General features: G+C 43.1%; 11 protein-coding genes. 4 read left to right on the top strand and 7 right to left on the bottom strand.

Annotation, left to right across the window (positions count from 1 at the left end; translation table 11 throughout):
* Window positions 1-27: 27 nt before the first annotated feature.
* The 4 genes from BMX95_RS09020 to BMX95_RS09005 form a co-directional block, all read right to left on the bottom strand.
* Complete coding sequence (locus BMX95_RS09020; RefSeq protein WP_081197400.1) at window positions 28-651, bottom strand: hypothetical protein; 624 nt, start codon at window positions 649-651, stop codon at window positions 28-30.
* 21 nt (window positions 652-672) lie between these two features.
* Window positions 673-5373, bottom strand: a complete 4701-nt coding sequence (locus BMX95_RS09015) for a DUF5977 domain-containing protein (protein WP_133053832.1) — start codon at window positions 5371-5373, stop codon at window positions 673-675.
* A 248-nt stretch (window positions 5374-5621) separates the two neighbouring features.
* A complete protein-coding gene (locus BMX95_RS09010) occupies window positions 5622-7112 on the bottom strand; it encodes a hypothetical protein (RefSeq protein WP_081197398.1) in 1491 nt (496 codons plus the stop codon).
* A gap of 397 nt (window positions 7113-7509) precedes the next feature.
* Window positions 7510-9546: a T9SS type B sorting domain-containing protein gene (locus BMX95_RS09005; RefSeq protein ID WP_081197397.1), complete on the bottom strand. Its 2037-nt coding sequence runs from the start codon at window positions 9544-9546 to the stop codon at window positions 7510-7512.
* A gap of 287 nt (window positions 9547-9833) precedes the next feature.
* Between BMX95_RS09005 and BMX95_RS09000 the strand changes: the two genes are divergently transcribed.
* Window positions 9834-10031: a hypothetical protein gene (locus BMX95_RS09000; RefSeq protein WP_081197396.1), complete on the top strand. Its 198-nt coding sequence runs from the start codon at window positions 9834-9836 to the stop codon at window positions 10029-10031.
* Window positions 10032-10096: 65 nt separating this feature from the next.
* Here BMX95_RS09000 and BMX95_RS08995 read toward each other — a convergent pair whose 3' ends face one another.
* Window positions 10097-10852, bottom strand: coding sequence for an SDR family NAD(P)-dependent oxidoreductase (locus BMX95_RS08995; protein ID WP_081197395.1), 756 nt, complete (start codon window positions 10850-10852; stop codon window positions 10097-10099).
* Window positions 10853-10968: 116 nt separating this feature from the next.
* Between BMX95_RS08995 and BMX95_RS08990 the strand changes: the two genes are divergently transcribed.
* Window positions 10969-11328 carry a winged helix-turn-helix transcriptional regulator gene (locus tag BMX95_RS08990; RefSeq protein WP_081197394.1) on the top strand — a complete coding sequence of 120 codons (360 nt, stop codon included), beginning with the start codon at window positions 10969-10971 and terminating at the stop codon, window positions 11326-11328.
* A gap of 26 nt (window positions 11329-11354) precedes the next feature.
* Entirely contained in the window at window positions 11355-11663 is a 309-nt protein-coding gene (locus BMX95_RS08985; protein ID WP_081197393.1) for a YdhR family protein, read from the top strand.
* A gap of 56 nt (window positions 11664-11719) precedes the next feature.
* Here the strand turns inward: BMX95_RS08985 and BMX95_RS08980 are convergent, their stop codons facing one another.
* Window positions 11720-12613 (bottom strand): SphA family protein, encoded by an 894-nt coding sequence (locus BMX95_RS08980; RefSeq protein WP_165758801.1) that lies wholly within the window; start codon window positions 12611-12613, stop codon window positions 11720-11722.
* A gap of 275 nt (window positions 12614-12888) precedes the next feature.
* Between BMX95_RS08980 and BMX95_RS08975 the strand changes: the two genes are divergently transcribed.
* Window positions 12889-15195 carry a TIM-barrel domain-containing protein gene (locus BMX95_RS08975; RefSeq protein WP_081197391.1) on the top strand — a complete coding sequence of 769 codons (2307 nt, stop codon included), beginning with the start codon at window positions 12889-12891 and terminating at the stop codon, window positions 15193-15195.
* Between the two features lie 27 nt (window positions 15196-15222).
* On the opposite strand, the gene BMX95_RS08970 is transcribed toward BMX95_RS08975, so the two are convergent.
* Entirely contained in the window at window positions 15223-17394 is a 2172-nt protein-coding gene (locus tag BMX95_RS08970; protein ID WP_081197390.1) for an AGE family epimerase/isomerase, read from the bottom strand.
* Window positions 17395-17537: the final 143 nt, after the last annotated feature.

Genomic DNA, 17537 nt, shown 5'->3' with positions numbered 1-17537 from the left:
AAAACTTTTTTCTTTTTAAGAATTATCTTAATTGCCCTGCTTCCTGAGTTTCATTTCATTTCGTCTTTTCTCGAGGTCGGCTGCAGAAGGCCTGGGCCTTTTTGGCTTACTCATAATACGCTGAACGAATAGAGAGCTCAGGGGAAAATGCGCCCCCAGTGCACTATAAAGCACCCCGCCTTCATCTATAAAGAACTTACACCCTGCTTCTGTTACCTCTTTGTCAACCCGCAGGTTCTGTTCTTTATGCGTAAGCCATTGCATAAGCCCTGATTGGTCTTTTGAAGCATTCCTTGTATACATACCCTCAGTAAGCATCAACCCCGGCATTTTGCTATTGTAAGAGGCTTTGATCGCCTTCTTCTCCGCTTCATTATAGCCATCCTCTATCGACAATACACCAATAATGACCGTACTGTCTTTATATCGCCTGCAAAAAGCCGACAGCTGCTCCAGGGTAGAATCTGCCTCCTTTCCCGATAAAGTGATAAATACAATTTTTTTACCCATGTACGGAAACAAATTCACTTTTTGGTTATTTATATCGTTGAACGGAACGGTATAAATACTCTTAGGTGGTAAGAAGAACGAGAACAACAATATGGTGAATGATGCTGATAATAATTTCACTATCCGGTTACTCTTATTCATAAATAGTTCTTTATACTTTATTTAATCAAAATGGGAATTGATCCACACGCCAATACAATCTTTGCTCATTACACAATTACTAATGGTCCTCGTATAAGGGCCATCCGCCCATCCGTCACACCCCGCCTGGTAATCATGCCGCAGGTAGTCGTCCCAGGGATAGAAGTTAATGTTGTAAGTGCCTGAGGGCAGATATCTGAAGTAGCCTGACGTGTAATGAGTCGCATCCCAATAATAGGTCTCCCATGTATTTACGGGATCAACAAACTCCACTCCTACATCATCATATCCGATATTGGAATATTCAACAGAAAGCTGTTCAGAATGGCAGGTACCCCAATAATTCGCCTGGCCTTGTGCATCCTGTTTTGCCTGGTTATTCGCATCTTCTATCGACACTGTGGAACCATACCAGCCCGGCCCCTCATATACAGGATACGGGTCAGCAATTTTCCCGGGACAGTTCTGTGAATAATAGTCGCCGCTTTGATCGGTACTATACCAGGGCAACGGACATGCGTCGCTGACTCCACCATCCTGGTAACTGGTTTGCCCATATGTGCTGCTGTTTGGATTTACATCCGTTGCCAGCATCATTAAATGCGCAGGTGTTTGTCCGTTTATATTGGCGCAATAGGAATCTCCGCCATCCATCCATACCCAAACAGGTCTTGAATCTGCTATACATATGGCATTCGCCGGGTCATTAGCATTCGCCTGTCCGTTGGCTGCAATCTCTTCCAATGCCCGTTGGTTGGCTTCACCAGGAATAATTGAACCATATTTTCTGGCAGGCACTGAGTAAGGAACCTGACCTCCTTCAAAACCATCGCCACAAGATTGTGAGGTAAACGATTGGGACATCGCGTCATTATAAAAGATCTGTTGACAGTTTTGAGACCCACTGTTATCGGCTTGTTGTTGCCCCTGTGTCAGGATCTCCTGTTCAGCCTGGGCATCCGCATCGGCCTGGCTTATGGTGGATGTATACTTATTGGCCGGTACCGTGTAGGGTACATCAGCACCTAAAAAGTCTACCCCGCAGTTCGACTTGGTAAATATTTCTGTTATCTGGTGATTCCAATAGGTACCAGGACAACCGTTTTGTATGGATACGTTATTATATTCATACATCTTCACAATATTCCTGTTCTCATCTTTTATAAAGCGTAACCTGGCCAGGTCGTCATATTCATAATAAGTAGTCCTGTTGTTCTCGTCACACTCAGCTGTTTTACCAATCAATGGCTCATACGTAACTGTACGCATACGGGCATTCTTTGGATATACCCGTAATTCATCGATGTATGCATTGCCAGTAACCGATACTGTTCCTGTGCCTGCCACAATCTCATACTCATAATAGGTAAAGCCATTTATAACAGGAGCCGATTTGGTAAGCGTGGCACCACCTGTTACCGATACGCCGCTATTATTAGCCCAGAAAGAAAGTAAATAGGGTTTTGCCGTATTTAATGGTGCAGAAAGGGTGGCGCCCGACAGGTTAAACACCCCCGCACCAGTAATTCCATTGTTGTTTACATAATTGGCAGCACCAGATAATTGCCAGCCGCCCAATACATTTGTTTCAAAGCTGGTATAAGCTGGTTTATCGGCAACCGCATCGGCATTGATCACGGAGGCTACGGTGTATTTGTCCTGGTAATCATAAATATTTGCTACCAACCGGTTGCCTTCGTCTTTGGCCCCGATCATATTGCCGTTCATATCATAAGTAAATTGAGAAGTTATTTTATACCTGTTATAATCGGTACTGAGGGGCCCCTGGTAATAGGTCCAGCTTTGGGCAGGGCGGTCTACTCTGCTTTCAAGCGTGCGCAAAGGCTTAATATCACCATTACCAGTTTGTGTATACTCGGTTACGCTTTCATTGATAACCTTGTACACCGGATTCATTACCGCATCTGCACTTTCTATTTGTACGTTTAACAGGTTATTCGCATTCATCACATCGAAGATGCCCCCGTAATAATCGGCGCTGTAACCTATTGTTTTGGAACTATGATCTCCATTGCTTTTTTGGGTGGTGATCTGGCTCACTTCATAGTTGGTGAGATTATATACATATTCAGTTTCGGTTGAAACATATTGGGAAGCGTCGCCTTTTTTGTATACCCGCTCAATATTCTTTTGCAGTTGTATTCTACCCGAATACATCGGATAAAAATCTACATCAAGCGTACCTGGAACCGTATGCACCTGATAGTTGGCATTATATTCCTGCGGTTTTACCCAGTCGGTATTACGTTGGGAAGCCGTTCTTTCTACCAGGCATTTACATGACACCAGGTAGCTCCAAACTCCATTGGCAGGCGGCGGACCTTTGAAAATATCGTCGAGCATCTCCTGGGCGTAGGTGGTATCATATTGATATTCCGTTTCTTTTACTTTGTTGTTCAATGCGTCGTAGACGGTTGTTAACTTAGGCAACCCATAAGCCCAGGGAGCAAACCGCTGCCGCGCTACAAAATGCGGGTTACTTTCCACCCAGATAGGATAATCGGAGTCGTCGGTAAACTGCTGTACCGTTCGCCCATTGGCCCCCGACCCTTCGACGACCTCCACCCGCTTGAATTGTGTGGGCAACGGACTGGTAGCATTTAAATCGAGATTATGATAATTGATAGAGGTACCATCTTTAGAATTATTACCGGTGCAACTTAAAATCAGCGTTACCAATCCACCAATTACATCCACAATCACACTCACCCACGATAAAAAGCCCGTGGCGCCACAAGCCAGTGATACTATATCTACAATAGTGGTGATAGTTGAGATCACCCCTAAAACTGGAGCAATGGCGTCCATCGTTTTTTGAAAACTGGTAAGGTCTACCGCCTGGTTTTGCGATAGAATACCAGGGTATTGATAGGTCCATACGCAACTGCCTGCCGGCGCCGTACGCCAGGTCCATTTATATTTTCTTTCTTCCGGTTCATAGTGCATCGTATTGGCATCCTGGTTAACTGGCATCTCAACACCCCACAACGATGATTGACTCGAATTCTCCAGCACATAGTTATAATGGGTCACCAGCGGACTGGCGCAGCCATTTGAATAACCGCCATCGGTTGAGCTTGTTTGTGATACGTGCACGCCCCCCAATACTATGCTTGTGCTGGTATGCAGAAGCACGCCCGAATTTTGCTGGTACTCGTAAGTAAGCGTACCACCGGTAGGGTAAATGATCTGACGCAACAAGCCGTTTTTTGCATACCCGTCCTTTGTATTCAGATAAGGGGTTGCAGCATTATTCCGCATAAAGCACAATCCTCTGCACTGGCTGTTATTAGGGTGGAACTGCGCATCCAGGGGCGACATGGCATTGGATGAAAAATCTTTACTGTTAGTGCCGTTATAAAAGCCCCAGATATCATGCGCCCATGAAAAGGCCGGAGGCACTACATCATCAGGGTTATTGGAACCTGTGTAATAATCAAATTTATAAGGTGGTGAATCATCTTTCAGATCAACCCCCAATTTCTTTACTGATAACAGGCAAAGCCGGGCTACCTTTTTCTGATAGTCCGTAACAGGAGACCCATACCGGTTCAAAATAAAATAACTGGTGGTGAGTTGGTGCCTGGACAGATAGCGGCCCTGATAAGTGATATCAACAGAGGCGAGCGCTCTTTCCCCGTACAGATCGGCCCTGTCAGCCCCATAATTAAAGGTCACGTTATGGCCATCAGGCATAACGATATTTTTTATCTCGAGTGTTTGGGTAATAGAGGTCTTATGCGTTACGGTGGAATAGTCATGCCAGGAATCATAAGAAATATCAATCCCTGCCACATTTCTTACATCCCTGCCATCGTAAGTGAATGTGATTTTTACATGATGAACTCCATCGCTTGCCAGGGTAAAAGGATCTTCAATTTCCGATAGGTACCAGCTATTGATCACCCAGGGCTTCACAAACTTAGCATTTTCGAATCCAGCCTGGTGGTACACGTTATTGCCTTCAAATTTTGGCTGGGTAAGCTTGCCTTTAATATCTGGATCGCAATAACTCTCTTCCAGCACCTTCATCTTCCCATGATCTTTAAACCGGTAGATCAATCCATCTACATCCTGTATGGTAAATGACGTAATGGTAGTTCGGGTGTCGGCCATATTCTCATCCCGCTGAAAGCTGATTTTCATTTTTGAATCACCCAAAATTGCCCCTACATCTCCATTTACAGGGTCCAGTACAAACATGCCTGCTTTACCATTGAACTGAAAGGAGAAATAGTCTAACTGTTTATCCGATGCCACCGGGTTGTGCTGTTTATACAACTGGTTCATCGATCCATAAATCGGATACCGGGTCAATGACAAGGGGCAGCCATTCCTTGAATCCTGCGCGGAATTATAGGCATACAAAAAACCATTCGGATATTTTGTTATATCCGATTCTTTGCCATTACCATCATAACCTTTCTGATCATCCGGCTCACCTACCTGCATGCGGGTGATTGCTCCACCTGACACCAGGCTCCAACCCTGCCCCACATTGGAGGCCACGTCATTTACTTTAAGACCATTGCCTGAGGTGTAACTTAATGCCACCTGCGTATTTAACCTGCTTTTATTATCCTTCCAGTTAAATATGGGTAGGGAGAAAGTGGCACTCCCCGTTTGTGGGCTTACCTGTGCATGACTTGTAATAAAGATCAATAAACCCGTGCAAACGCTAATTATCCTTCTTTGTAGCATAAGACTGTTTTTATTTTTCCAGGACCTTAAGTGATATTTCTTGTGACTATTTTTTTTCTTTCGGGCAATACACTCTTGTTTAGCCTCATTCAACCACTTGTGGTTAACTGATGCTAACAGTGTATGGCACCTGTTTTTTTGGCTATTTGTCGATTAGAAACAATACAATCCTGTTCAGCGTCAATTGAACCATTTTGGGGCTCAATTGATGCCAACTGTTTTTGCTTGTGCGCTGGAAAATCGACTTGTTAAAATGAATAACCCACCCGGAATTTAAATGCCGGAGTTTGCGGGCGTTGCCTGTAACTCATAAAATCCCACAGCAGCTGCAACTTTGTTTTCTTAAATGTTTTTGATTTCAGCGAAACGATCTTGGTCAAACCAATTAAACCGCTTTGGGTCCAATTAGTGCCCAACAGATTGTGGGTGGCCGTAGAAGCCGAATCAGCAATTGATAACGGCTGATAATTGTATTCCCAACCGCCACTGGCATAAAAACTTCCTTTAATTTTTATATCTAAAAACGAACGCAGGCCTACGCCTTGTTGCGTTAGTGTTATATGACGTATATCTTTACCCCAGCCTATTTTATAACTGGCGCCTACCCCAATAGTACTTTTATCGTTCAGCTTATACCCTATTGATAGTCCCAGATCGGTTGTAGTTGGAAAAAAGTAACTGGATTGGGCAGACTGTATATTCGTGCCATATTCCAACCGCTTTAAAAAACTTTTTGTCTTTTGATTATTGGGTTTAAAATCCGGCATATCTAAATCACCGCCGCCGCCACCCAGGTGCTGAAGTTTGTCACGCAGTGTGTTTATCTGCCCCTGTGCCGATTGTACATTCTGTTGAACCATGCCATTCACATTTGGCCCCGTGCTGCCAAGCTGGTTTTGAAGCACAGATACCACCTGGTTTCGTGATTGCAAACCGGTTACCGCCTGTAAGGTAGGATTGCTATTACCGGGTGTAGTGGGAAGATTAAATAAAGAAGCCAGCATGGAATTCTTTTGCATAAAACCGGTGAAGGCGGGCACCTTGTTCAACAGGGTGAGCGCCGTTTTTACCATCTTATCAGGGTCATTCAAAATGTTCCTGTATTCTTTTAGCTGCTCACTATAATAATAACAATCTTTAGAATAGTTCTTACAGAGCCCTTGTATGCCCGCTGGCAAATGTGTGCTATGGGACAGGTAATTACTGATCTGTTGTTTTCTTTGTTGCAGGAACTGTTTAATATCTTCTGCCTGTTGCATTTTCCCCTGCAGTTGCTGCAGATTGCTTAACGACTTTTGCACATCGGCCGGTAATATTTTCGAAGAAGACAACAGCTCAGGATTATTATTTAAAAACGATAAACTGCCTTTTAAGGAATCTAAGTAAGGAAGATACGATCCGTTAAGCGCTTTGGTTACACGTACTGAATCTGATTTCAGCTTTTGGATCAACTCATTGTATCGTTGTGTGGGATCTTCTGCAAAACAATTTTTAGCAGCTGCCGAATCTACCTTAGCCAATTTTTGTTTTAGCTTTTCTTCGCGGCGCGCCTGTTTTTGCAGGTACTTTTCTGTTTGACGGGTAAGCCCGTCTTCTAAATCGGAAGTTTTCTTATTGACCTTAGTAAAAAATGAAGAAGGGAAGTTGACGATCTTGTCTATCGTAGCAGGGTTGTCTTGCGCTTGTAGAAATTCACACAGGCACAATGTGACAAATAGGATAAACAATCGTTTTGGCATTAGTTAAGGTTTGGATACAGGCATTACAGGAATCAATATCCCAGAAATACCTGCTATGATTAATGACAAACAAATTTCATTCTAAAACTAAGGAGGAATTTTGTTAACGCCCAAAAAAGTTTTTCTCCGTGTACTTTTTGACAATAGACGTGTTGATTTAACTGATAAGTGTGCAAACCACCTTTTTCCTGAAAACGTATTCATCAAAAGACATGATTCAATCACCTCAATGCGCGGAAGTATAATGTTTAAACTTAAATAACAATGGTTTAATACACCGTCAATAACTAACGGTTAACAAAATCTGGAACGATTGATGATGAGACAAAAAAAAAGGACGCTCCTTGTGAAGCGTCCTCTTACGTTATATTAATTCCTGCTTATGCAGACGTTAAGATCAATTGGCTTTAAGTATAATAGCTATGTAGCCGCTCGCTTTATTTTCTCCTTTATTAAAGATGATAATATAATAGTAGGTACCTTCTGCAAGCGGATTACCATTCACTTTCCCATCCCAATCATTGTTGTAATTTCTGTGACTGTATACCAGTCGACCGGCACGATCGAAGATCTTCACTTCGTTGTCGGGATATTGCTCTATGTTTTTGACAACCCATTTGTCATTTTTGCCATCGCCATTAGGGGTTAGAACGTTGTTGGCTGTTATCAAATGTTGCCCTGGGGTGGTGATTACCGGCGGTGTTCCGTCGTAAGTAAGTGTAAGCGTATTGGATGTTGTATTGCTGATGCCGGCGGAGTTTACAACTACACCTGCTGGCAATGAAATAGCTACTGCGCCGTCTCTTGCAGGCGTGATCAGGGCTGTATAACTGATATTATCGGTAGTCTGCAGATTACTGGCAACTCCATTGGATACGCTAAGTTCGGTAACATCCAGACCTGTCACCGCTTCTGTGAAAGTTAGCAGTACGGTAAATGGTGCATTTACCAATGCCGGAGCGCCGGTAGTAATGTTAATACCGGGCGTAGCGGTATTAACTAATACGCGGGTAGTGCTGGCCACATTATTTAGTGCAGTTAGTACAGTATTACCGGTAGCATCGGTGAAAGCATCGCCATTCAACAAAAGGTCCGTTCCCAAAGCAATGCCATTCAGGTCCCTTTGCCCATTTTGCACCGTGTAACTGAAAGTAACTGCATTTGTGTTGGCACCGCTAACATAGTGCGCGTCTACCTGTGTAGTTCCAATGATCACGGGCAGGGTGATCCTGCTGGGAGTACGGAACAAACTTACCGGCTCGCTGAAATGTACGGTAAAGCTCAGTACATCACCTGCTTTATAAGTACCATCTGGCGGCACATTTACTGATGTAATGACTGGAGGTGTAGCATCATAGTAATAACTGAGCATGATCTGTGTATTACCAAGACCCGCAGCATTAAATGCCACCCGGGCTGGGACTTCAATACTTACATTCCCATCGGCAACCGGCGTCACCAATACAGTAAAGGTGATATTATCGCTGGTTTGGAAATTACTGAAGGTAGCATTGTTACCATTTAAATCTGAAATATCAAAACCCGTTACAGTTTGGCTGAATGTGATCGCTGCCGTCCAGGGTATGTTTAATTTTACCGCACCGCCAATGCTTACAGTGGGCGGTTCCGAGATGAACACTCCGCTGGTACTTCCTACATTCTTCAATGAAAGTTGCGCGGCATTGCCAGCTGCATCTGTAATAGTGGCCCCATTTAATACGATGGTACTACCAACCATAATGCCATCCTCGTCTTTGTCGCTAGCGACCACTGTATACCTGAATATGAGCGTGTTGATTGTGTGAAAGGCAACCACGGCACGTACCACGGCGGCACCAATGATAACCTCTATATAAGCCTCCTGGCCGGTAACAATATTGCTGACGATATTTTCGTCAAACTGTACTTTGAAATCGAGATTGTCGCCTGTTTTATAATAACCAGGAGCAGGCACGGTTACCGTCGCTACTGATGGTGGCGCTGCATCCACTAATACAACGCTCGAATTCTGGTTCACCAGCGCCACGGCTGCATTGTTGCCGTCAACATCCCAAATAGCGCCGCCATTCAATTCTAACTGGGCGCCCAGCGTAACACCGTCCTCATCCTGGTCACCAGGCGCTATTGCATAGGTGAAGGTGAGATCTGTAGTACTGCTACCGCCGGCATAAGATACCCGTCGCATTTGGGTGCCTATCAACAGGTCTATGTAAGGGACACCAAAGACGGTATTCACTATTACAGGCTCGCTGAAACGTACGGTAAAGGAAAGCACATCGCCCGCTTTATACCACCCTGTAAGCGGCTTGATCACGGCTGTAATAGAAGGCGACTGCGCCATTACCTTCCCGGCCTGCAGCACACAGACGAGAAATAACAAAAGCAACAGGTTGAAAACCTTATTTTTCCTTGCTAACGTAAATGTCCTATTCATTTTAGGTAATTGTAGTGGCAAAGGCGTTGATCCTATGCGTAAGTAACTTACAGGTGTAAGTCAGGGTTTCAAAAAAGAGGTTTAAATCACAGGCGGAAGCAAATCTATCACATATATACGAAAACTCTAACTTTTTAGAGGAGGATTTATACCAGAACATATAATTGATATCCCAAATGCGAGTGTAAAAGCTGGACAATGAATTCAAACACCTGCTGGAAGAATGTAACTGGTTTAACAACATACTGATCATTGAAAAGACCGCTGCGGATACCTATAGCCTAAGCATGGATTTTTACGGCAATGTTACAGAGATCATTGCTATCGGGAATGAAGGTAAAATGTATGCCTGGATAACCCATGAAGGGTTTGGTTTCCATAAGTATTACTTTGGAAAGTATGTATTACCCGACTGGTTGAAATTACTAATTGATCATCCAGAGGAAGATGGAAGGGTGAAGTATTATGATATAGATGAGTTCTAAACATTAAAAAGAGGGTTTCAATCGCTTGAAACCCTTTTACATCAGGTGTATCTTACATTCAAGTTTTAAAAACCGTAAATGCCACCTGAAACGGAGATCTTTTCTCCTGTGATCCACGCGGCATCATCAGACGCAAGAAACACGGCCATTTTGGCAATATCTTCCGGCTGTCCCATACGGCCAAGCGGCGTATTCTCCACCAGTTTCTTTTCAAAATCGCTGCCCATAATTCCGGTAGTATGCGTGCCTTCAGTTTCTGTTGCTCCGGGTAAAATGGAGTTGATGCGAACGTTTTTCGCGCCCAGCTCTTTCGACAAAGAAATGGTAATGGCATCTAAAGCTGCTTTTGTTGCAGAATACACGGATCCTGTTGCCATAGGCATATTACTTGCCCCAGAGCTGATATTGATAATGTTGCCACCCTTACCGTCAAACTGTTTTAACGCTGCCTGAATGGTGAGTAATGATCCCAACACGTTGATGTTGAATTGCTGATGAAATGACTCCTGTGACACCAGCTCAATTGGTAAATATTGATAAATACCTGCATTGTTTACCAAAATATCCAACACGCCAAAAGCCTTGTTTGTTTCATCAAACAACCTGGTTACATCCGCTTCTTTAGACACATCGGCCTGTACCAAAATGGCTGTACCGCCATTATCAGCAATGGATTTAACCACTTGCTCTGCATCCCTTTTGCTTGATGCGTAATTCACGACAACCTTTGCACCCTCTGCTGCAAAATACTTAGCGATAGCTGCTCCTATTCCTTTTGATGCACCTGTTACTATTGCTACTTTGTTCTTTAGTTTGCTCATTTTTTTTATTATTTAATTTCTGAACACAAAGCTAGACTGCATTGGTCTATTTTGGTAACTTTGTAACGAAAAGTAACAGTAACTCAACGGTAACCTGGTAACAAACAAGTAACAACATGGCGTGTAATCAAATTGAAACAGAAGAATATAAAAAAGAAATGAAGGCCATTCAGGATTCAATGGATGTGCTGAATGGCAAATGGAAAATAGCCATCATTAAATCAATATGCCTGTACAATCAAAGAAGGTTTTCTGATATATTGAATGACGTAGTTGGGATCTCGAACAAAATGCTGAGCAAAGAGCTAAAAGAGTTAGAAACAAATAAACTGATCGAACGGACAGTATTAAACACACAGCCCGTGACGGTTCTGTATGAATTAACGAAACACGGTCTAACGTTACAAACAATAATTAAGGATCTGACAGACTGGGGATTTCGGCACCGCGAGGAAATTATTGGGAAATCGTTATAACCTATTGTAATAAAAAAATTAAAACAATGCACGCACAAATTATTACCTATCAACTAAACGATATTTCGCAAGCGGAATATCTCAAGCAAATGGTTGAGCCAGATGCTCCCATTTTAGCGAATGTAAAGGGTCTTATTTCAAAGGTGTGGTTAGCAGACAAAGAAAAAAACGCTTATGGAGGGTTTTATTTATGGGAAAGCAAAACAGCTATGGATGAGTTTATGCACTCTGATCTTGTAAAGGCAGTAGTGAGCAGACCATTTGTAAAAAACGTATCCTCAGCAGACTATGAAGTAAACGAAAAAGCATCATTAATAACCCGTGGATTGAAATAAAAAACAGTTGTTTTATAGAATTACGGATGCACTACCGCTAATATGACAATGACTTCCTACTGTTTCATCAATGGAACGGCGACACGGATCGTTGGTCGATATCCGGAAAACCTGTTATTCTCCGCCGTTTCGAAAAATACCTTCGCCTCAATGAGTGTCCTTCCTGGTGAAAAGTAAGCGATACATGGCCCAAATCCCAACGCGGTCTCCTTTGTATTATCGATACCAAAAGCGTCCTGGTAATAGTGACTGCTGCCATCGTGTTTATCCGGCGTTATTTGTTTCAAATAATACGCAACGAGTTCCACTTTCATCGCAGGTACAATCGAAAAATCAATCGAATAATTGCCGTTGTAAAAGCTGCCGGCTTTATCTTTTGTATCGATGTAAGTTCCATTGTAGTTGATCTGGTTCCTCGAACTGATACTCATTCGTGAATTGAGTATCATGGTGAAAGCATGGTAAGCGCTGAAGGTCCACGCATGGAAGGAAGGATTAATATCGTATTGGTGATCGAAATTACCTAATGGAAATGAAATGTCGAATTCGGCTCGATGGGAAAAGGGCTTTCCAAAAAGCTTTTTGTCCGACCATTGAATGGCCGTCCCCTCTATAATGTCCCCCAGTACTGAACTATTTATTAAAGGCCGATCTCCCCCTGTTCTTGTCGCACTTAACTGAACGATTGGTACAATTGCCGTAAATGCAAGCGTACCACCCAATAGCTTAACAGGGGAAAGATAAATCAGTTGCTGTACATTACTTAGTGAATGAAGTTTGAAATCCGTTTGCTTCTTCGTTCCAAATTGATCATAATAATTCTGCGCACGAAATACCTGCACATAACTTTGATAAATAAACCCTGGCTTTCCAGCCATGCCGTCATATACGTTTGCCATTCCCAGGTTAGTTGGCGGCAAAACAGGGTCCTGGGCTGTGGCGGAGTCCATTGTCCAAATAAAAATACCTATCAAAATAAGAAGGGGCTTGAATACAATTATTTTCGGACTATTTAAATGTGTCTGGCTGTCAGTGTTATAGATTCGATTAATTGTGTTATGGTACATGTTTAAATCCTATTATCCGGTGAGTTTATTTCCCCCTACAAAGGTGAGATGGACCGATACCATGTACCAATAAGATGGATCAAGAAAAGTGATTGATCTAGATCAATTCATCATCCTACACAAACTTGTCGTATCTTCTACTTCAAACAGGCATAAACATGCGCTTCTTCATTTTAACCATTCTCCTGTTCCTTGTCATTAATTGTCCTGTATGCGCCCAAAAAATAACGGCGGCAGGACAACCGGCTCAGCTGGATATAAGAGCATCAGGAACGCATAGCATTCGTATTACCTTAAAACCAGTAAGCTTTCCGGGAAATTTCCCCTACACACCAGCAGTTACTGAAAGAAAATATGCGGCCCCGGTAATCAGTTTACGAAACCTTTCAAAACCGGTAAAGAGGAAGGTGGGCAATCTGAATGTGGAAGTATTGCCGGCGCCGTTAACGATAATCGTAACCAACGCTAAAGGGGAGGCCGTGCAGAAATTAGTTTTCAGCGAAAATGGAGATCTCTCTTTTCAATTAAGCGATCATCCGGTACTGGGTATGGGCGAAGGTGGTCCAAAACCGGAGCGAGGAACAGACTGGCATGATCAGCTAATACAATTTGATCGTCGGGGTAGAATGGATAGCATGCAGCCACGCTGGCAAGGCGATGCCTATGGCTCCCGCAATCCTGTTGCCCTATTGATTGGTACAGCGGGATGGGGATTGTTTGTTGCTACGCCATGGGTATATGTAGATCTGAAAGAAAAAGAGAAAGGTATTTTTATTCCATGGAAATCTCCAGGAACAGTTATTCAGCAAAACGAAAGCAACCAGCAATTGAATTCAGGTAAAGGCATTCACCCTGTCAATAAAATTGTTCCCGGACTTTATGACGTTTTTGTTTTTGATGCGCACAACCCTGCCGATCTGATGAAAGATTATGCTGCCATCACCGGCCCTGCCGCTATGCCGCCTAAATGGGCATTAGGTTATATGCAATCGCACCGCACTTTGGAAAGTGATGCGCAAATGCTCAGTATCATTGATAGTTTCCGCATAAAAAAAATTCCCCTTGATGCGGTGATCTATTTAGGAACGGGATTTACGCCGCGTGGATGGAACAAACAGCAGCCTTCGTTTGAATTCAACCCGGAAGTCTTTAAACGCAGCGCAAAGGATGTGCTTGCTGATATGCACGCAAAAAACGTAAAAGTGGTGGTGCACATGGTTCCGTTTGACAGGGATAAATTACCTACGCTGCATGGAACTATTCCGGCAAAAAACGGAGAGGTTTTGGATGCCGGCCATATTCAGAATTACTGGCTACCTCATGTCGAATTGATCAAAACAGGCGTAGATGCTTTCTGGCCCGATGAAGGAGATTGGTTTGATCTGTTTGAAAGGATCAAACGGCACCAGTTGTATTACCAGGGGCATCTTTCAATCAATCCTAATATTCGTCCCTGGAGTTTGCAGCGCAACGGGTATCCGGGTATAGCGCAATGGGGCGGCTGGGTATGGTCGGGTGATATCGAGTCGTCGTGGAAAACACTGGAAGGACAGGTGGCCGTTGGCATTAACTACTCATTGAGCATTGGGCCTTACTGGGGCTCTGATATCGGTGGTTTTTATCCTAACGAGGAATTAACGGGGGAACTGTACGCACGCTGGTTCCAGTTTGGCGCCTTCTGCGGATCATTCCGTTCGCATGGAAGAACCTGGTGGACCCGATTACCCTGGGGTTGGGGAGGGAATGACCTTGGCCCGCTCGAAGGCAACCGGTATCCTTTAAAAACCGAGCTAAACAATCCTGCTATCGAACCAATCATAAAAAAATACGACGAGTTACGTTATCAGCTGTTACCCTATACTTACACACTTGCCTGGGAAGCGCGCAACACCGGCATGCCCCTCATGCGCGCAATGTGGTTACACTATCCTGATGATGAAAAAGTAAAAGGCATGGGAACGCAGTATCTGTGGGGGCGAGACCTATTGATAGCTCCGGTATTTCAAAAAGGAGCAACCACCCGGGAGGTTTATTTGCCAAAGGGAGCATGGTACGACTGGTGGACGGATAAAAAAGTGACCGGTGAACAAGTCATTACACGAGACGTTGACCTTTTCGTTATGCCCATTTATGTTCGCGCAGGCGCCATCATTCCAACTGACCCGGTACGACAATACACAAGCGAGATGGTAAGCGAACCAACGACGCTGAAAATTTACCCGGGTGCCAATGGTCAGTATACCTTATATGAAGATGACGGCATTAGCCAGGAATATTTAAAAGGTAAGGGAATATGGACAACCATTACATGGAATGATAAAGAAAAAAAACTGATCATTCAACCGGGGCGTGCTTCTAAAATATCGAATAATGTTCCCTCGAAGCGAAAGTTTAAAATAGAATTGATCCCTGGTGTAACAAAAATGATTGATTACAATAGTAAACCTGTTACAGTTTTATTTTAAAAGAATCTTTTCTCTACACAAATTTTATTATCGTTTAAAAGGGATCTGAATTGAATACTGACCATTCTTTGGCGAATTCTTGTGAGGGCCTCTTTTCTTTAGACATTCGTATTCTACAATTATTATTGATTTTTCGCTGATATTGGCGATTGGGATCTGGAACTTATAGCGGTCTGCATCTTTTAGTTTTGTCTCATGACCGTTGATCTTGTAACCAACAAGCCTTAGGTCCTCCGGCCGGAAAAAGTCGGGCAATACATTCAGGCTCGTAATTCCATTGTCAGAATTGGGTTGGAAGTAGAGCACAAAGTTCTCCTGGTGATCGTCACCTCGATCTACATACGATTTAATATAAATATGGGCGAGATAGCACAATTCAAATGCATGGTAACCGGCAATGGCATGACCAGCCTGAATTCCAAACTGTCCTTCTATAACTTTTGAACCGATTTCGTTGGTACGGAAATATATTTTCCTATAATCCTGGTCTACAAAAAATAACGACCAAAATGCACTGCAATACCTGGCCAGTTCCAGGAATTCATCCTTGCTATCAATTTCTTCCACATCCTGCATGATATAATATGCCAGTATGGACTGTTCTTGTTGCCAAAAGTCTTTAGTGGGGTCCCAGGCAAATTCGGTATCCAGGCCGTTTTTAGGATGTCTTTCGAGGGCATCAAAAATGCCGCCGCGGATCAGATCAACGCCGCATTTTTTCATATTCTGACCAATCCTTTTCGATACCTGATAACAATCACTGGCCAGCTTTTCGTATTCATTTTTTTCCTCCAGTCGGTTCTCATCATCTTTTAATTCATTTGCGAGACGCATAAAATAGTGAGCGCTCCTGGTTAAATTCCAGGATATTTTAAGATTATGGCCAACAATGCCTCTGTCTTTTTGCCAACCCCAATCATGTTCGGGCACCCAATCGTTACCAAATCGCTCATTTACAAATAGTGAATCATCAGTTGATGGGAAATGGTCAAGGATATTTTTGACACAATCTTTAAGCATCGATTGACAAAGGTCCAACAGATCCTGCCAGGGGGCACTATCAACACTGGCCGGTAATGGATCTAATGAAATGATCAGGTTGACCAGGTAGGCTGGAATGTGATCGCCATTCGAATTCCAGTTTTTCTTTTTTTTGTTTGGACCCAGAAAATCCGAATCAGGTCGCATGGTGACGGGGTCTAAATGAGAAAAATACCCCCCGTATCCTGCGTAACAGGCATCCTGATTTGTTTGCGTCTTTTCATCATAACCTACACCATTAGACTTGTCATCCTTAAAAAAGCGGTTGAAAGCTGCAATGGACCTTGTAATATAACTAAGCACCCATGTGTCCTGGGTAATCCGGTAGAATTGTGCCAAACCTGATAGCGCATAAATCTGTTCATACAAGGCATAAGTGCCAAAATCATCCGGGTTTTGAGAGGGTATGATCTCTTTGGTAGTTTTGGCATCTTTAACCCTGCCAAATTTCCAAAACACATATTTGCCATCATGGGTTGGATTAGCATATGCGTTGATAATATATTGCGCGCATGCCCTCGCGGCTGACAGTGATCTTTCATTTCCGGTTAATAGATAAGAAGATGATAACCCATATAAGAATCTCGATAACGTTGCACATTCCTGAACACTGTTGAGTGTAAATCCCCCGAGCAGGTCTAAATTGGTGCGATAAAATTCTGCAAAGTCACTTTCTGTAAATTCCCGTCTTGTTTGAAATAGTACGTCGAGCCAGTTTTCAAAAAGTGTATTGATCTGTTGAACCCACCAGTGAGTTTGTTCCCAGCCAAATTCGTTTGGTGCGCTGTCCATCAAAACAATTTTTCGGGCAGAATATGATTTAATATTATCGTTTTCGCTGTATATACCATATATGCATACAAGCAGTCCTTGTTTATCCAGGATGTACTTTATCAGGTTTTTTTGTTGCGCCCAGATATCCTTGTCGGGTGCGGCGCTTTCCTTTCCTATTTTTTGTTCAACGTCATTTGGGTCAGGTTCATTTACACGGTCCCTGTTTATGTCGCCAATATTTCTTAAAACCTCATAATACGTGGTGGCCGATGTTTTGATCTCTATTTTCTCTTTTGTTAATAATTCGATCCAGAATGTACAATTGGAGAGAGACACGGAACTGACCGTCCCTGTGAATAGAGTGGATGAATGAAAAGATTTCATTTATTGACTATTTTAAGTAAATGAGTTATGTAGGCCTTAAATGAAGACTAGAAGTTAGATGGGGGTTGGATCCGGTAAAAAAAGAGAGGGCAAATCTGAATGCAGATTACGAATTATTCTTTTACAAAAAACAGGTGTTTTTC

This window comes from Niastella yeongjuensis (assembly GCF_900110245.1).
In the GTDB taxonomy this organism is placed as follows: Bacteria; Bacteroidota; Bacteroidia; order Chitinophagales; family Chitinophagaceae; genus Niastella; species Niastella yeongjuensis.
Note: the sequence above shows the minus strand (reverse complement) of the source record. Positions and strands in the feature narration are given on the sequence as shown.

Bases quoted from the DNA above. Each gene is read 5' to 3' on its own strand.
- BMX95_RS09020 (WP_081197400.1), bottom strand. From the start codon at position 651: ATGAATAAGAGTAACCGGATAGTGAAATTATTATCAGCATCATTCACC.
- BMX95_RS09015 (WP_133053832.1), bottom strand. From the start codon at position 5,373: ATGCTACAAAGAAGGATAATTAGCGTTTGCACGGGTTTATTGATCTTT.
- BMX95_RS09010 (WP_081197398.1), bottom strand. From the start codon at position 7,112: ATGCCAAAACGATTGTTTATCCTATTTGTCACATTGTGCCTGTGTGAA.
- BMX95_RS09005 (WP_081197397.1), bottom strand. From the start codon at position 9,546: ATGAATAGGACATTTACGTTAGCAAGGAAAAATAAGGTTTTCAACCTG.
- BMX95_RS09000 (WP_081197396.1), top strand. From the start codon at position 9,834: ATGGATTTTTACGGCAATGTTACAGAGATCATTGCTATCGGGAATGAA.
- BMX95_RS08995 (WP_081197395.1), bottom strand. From the start codon at position 10,852: ATGAGCAAACTAAAGAACAAAGTAGCAATAGTAACAGGTGCATCAAAA.
- BMX95_RS08990 (WP_081197394.1), top strand. From the start codon at position 10,969: ATGGCGTGTAATCAAATTGAAACAGAAGAATATAAAAAAGAAATGAAG.
- BMX95_RS08985 (WP_081197393.1), top strand. From the start codon at position 11,355: ATGCACGCACAAATTATTACCTATCAACTAAACGATATTTCGCAAGCG.
- BMX95_RS08980 (WP_165758801.1), bottom strand. From the start codon at position 12,613: ATGGACTCCGCCACAGCCCAGGACCCTGTTTTGCCGCCAACTAACCTG.
- BMX95_RS08975 (WP_081197391.1), top strand. From the start codon at position 12,889: ATGCGCTTCTTCATTTTAACCATTCTCCTGTTCCTTGTCATTAATTGT.
- BMX95_RS08970 (WP_081197390.1), bottom strand. From the start codon at position 17,394: ATGAAATCTTTTCATTCATCCACTCTATTCACAGGGACGGTCAGTTCC.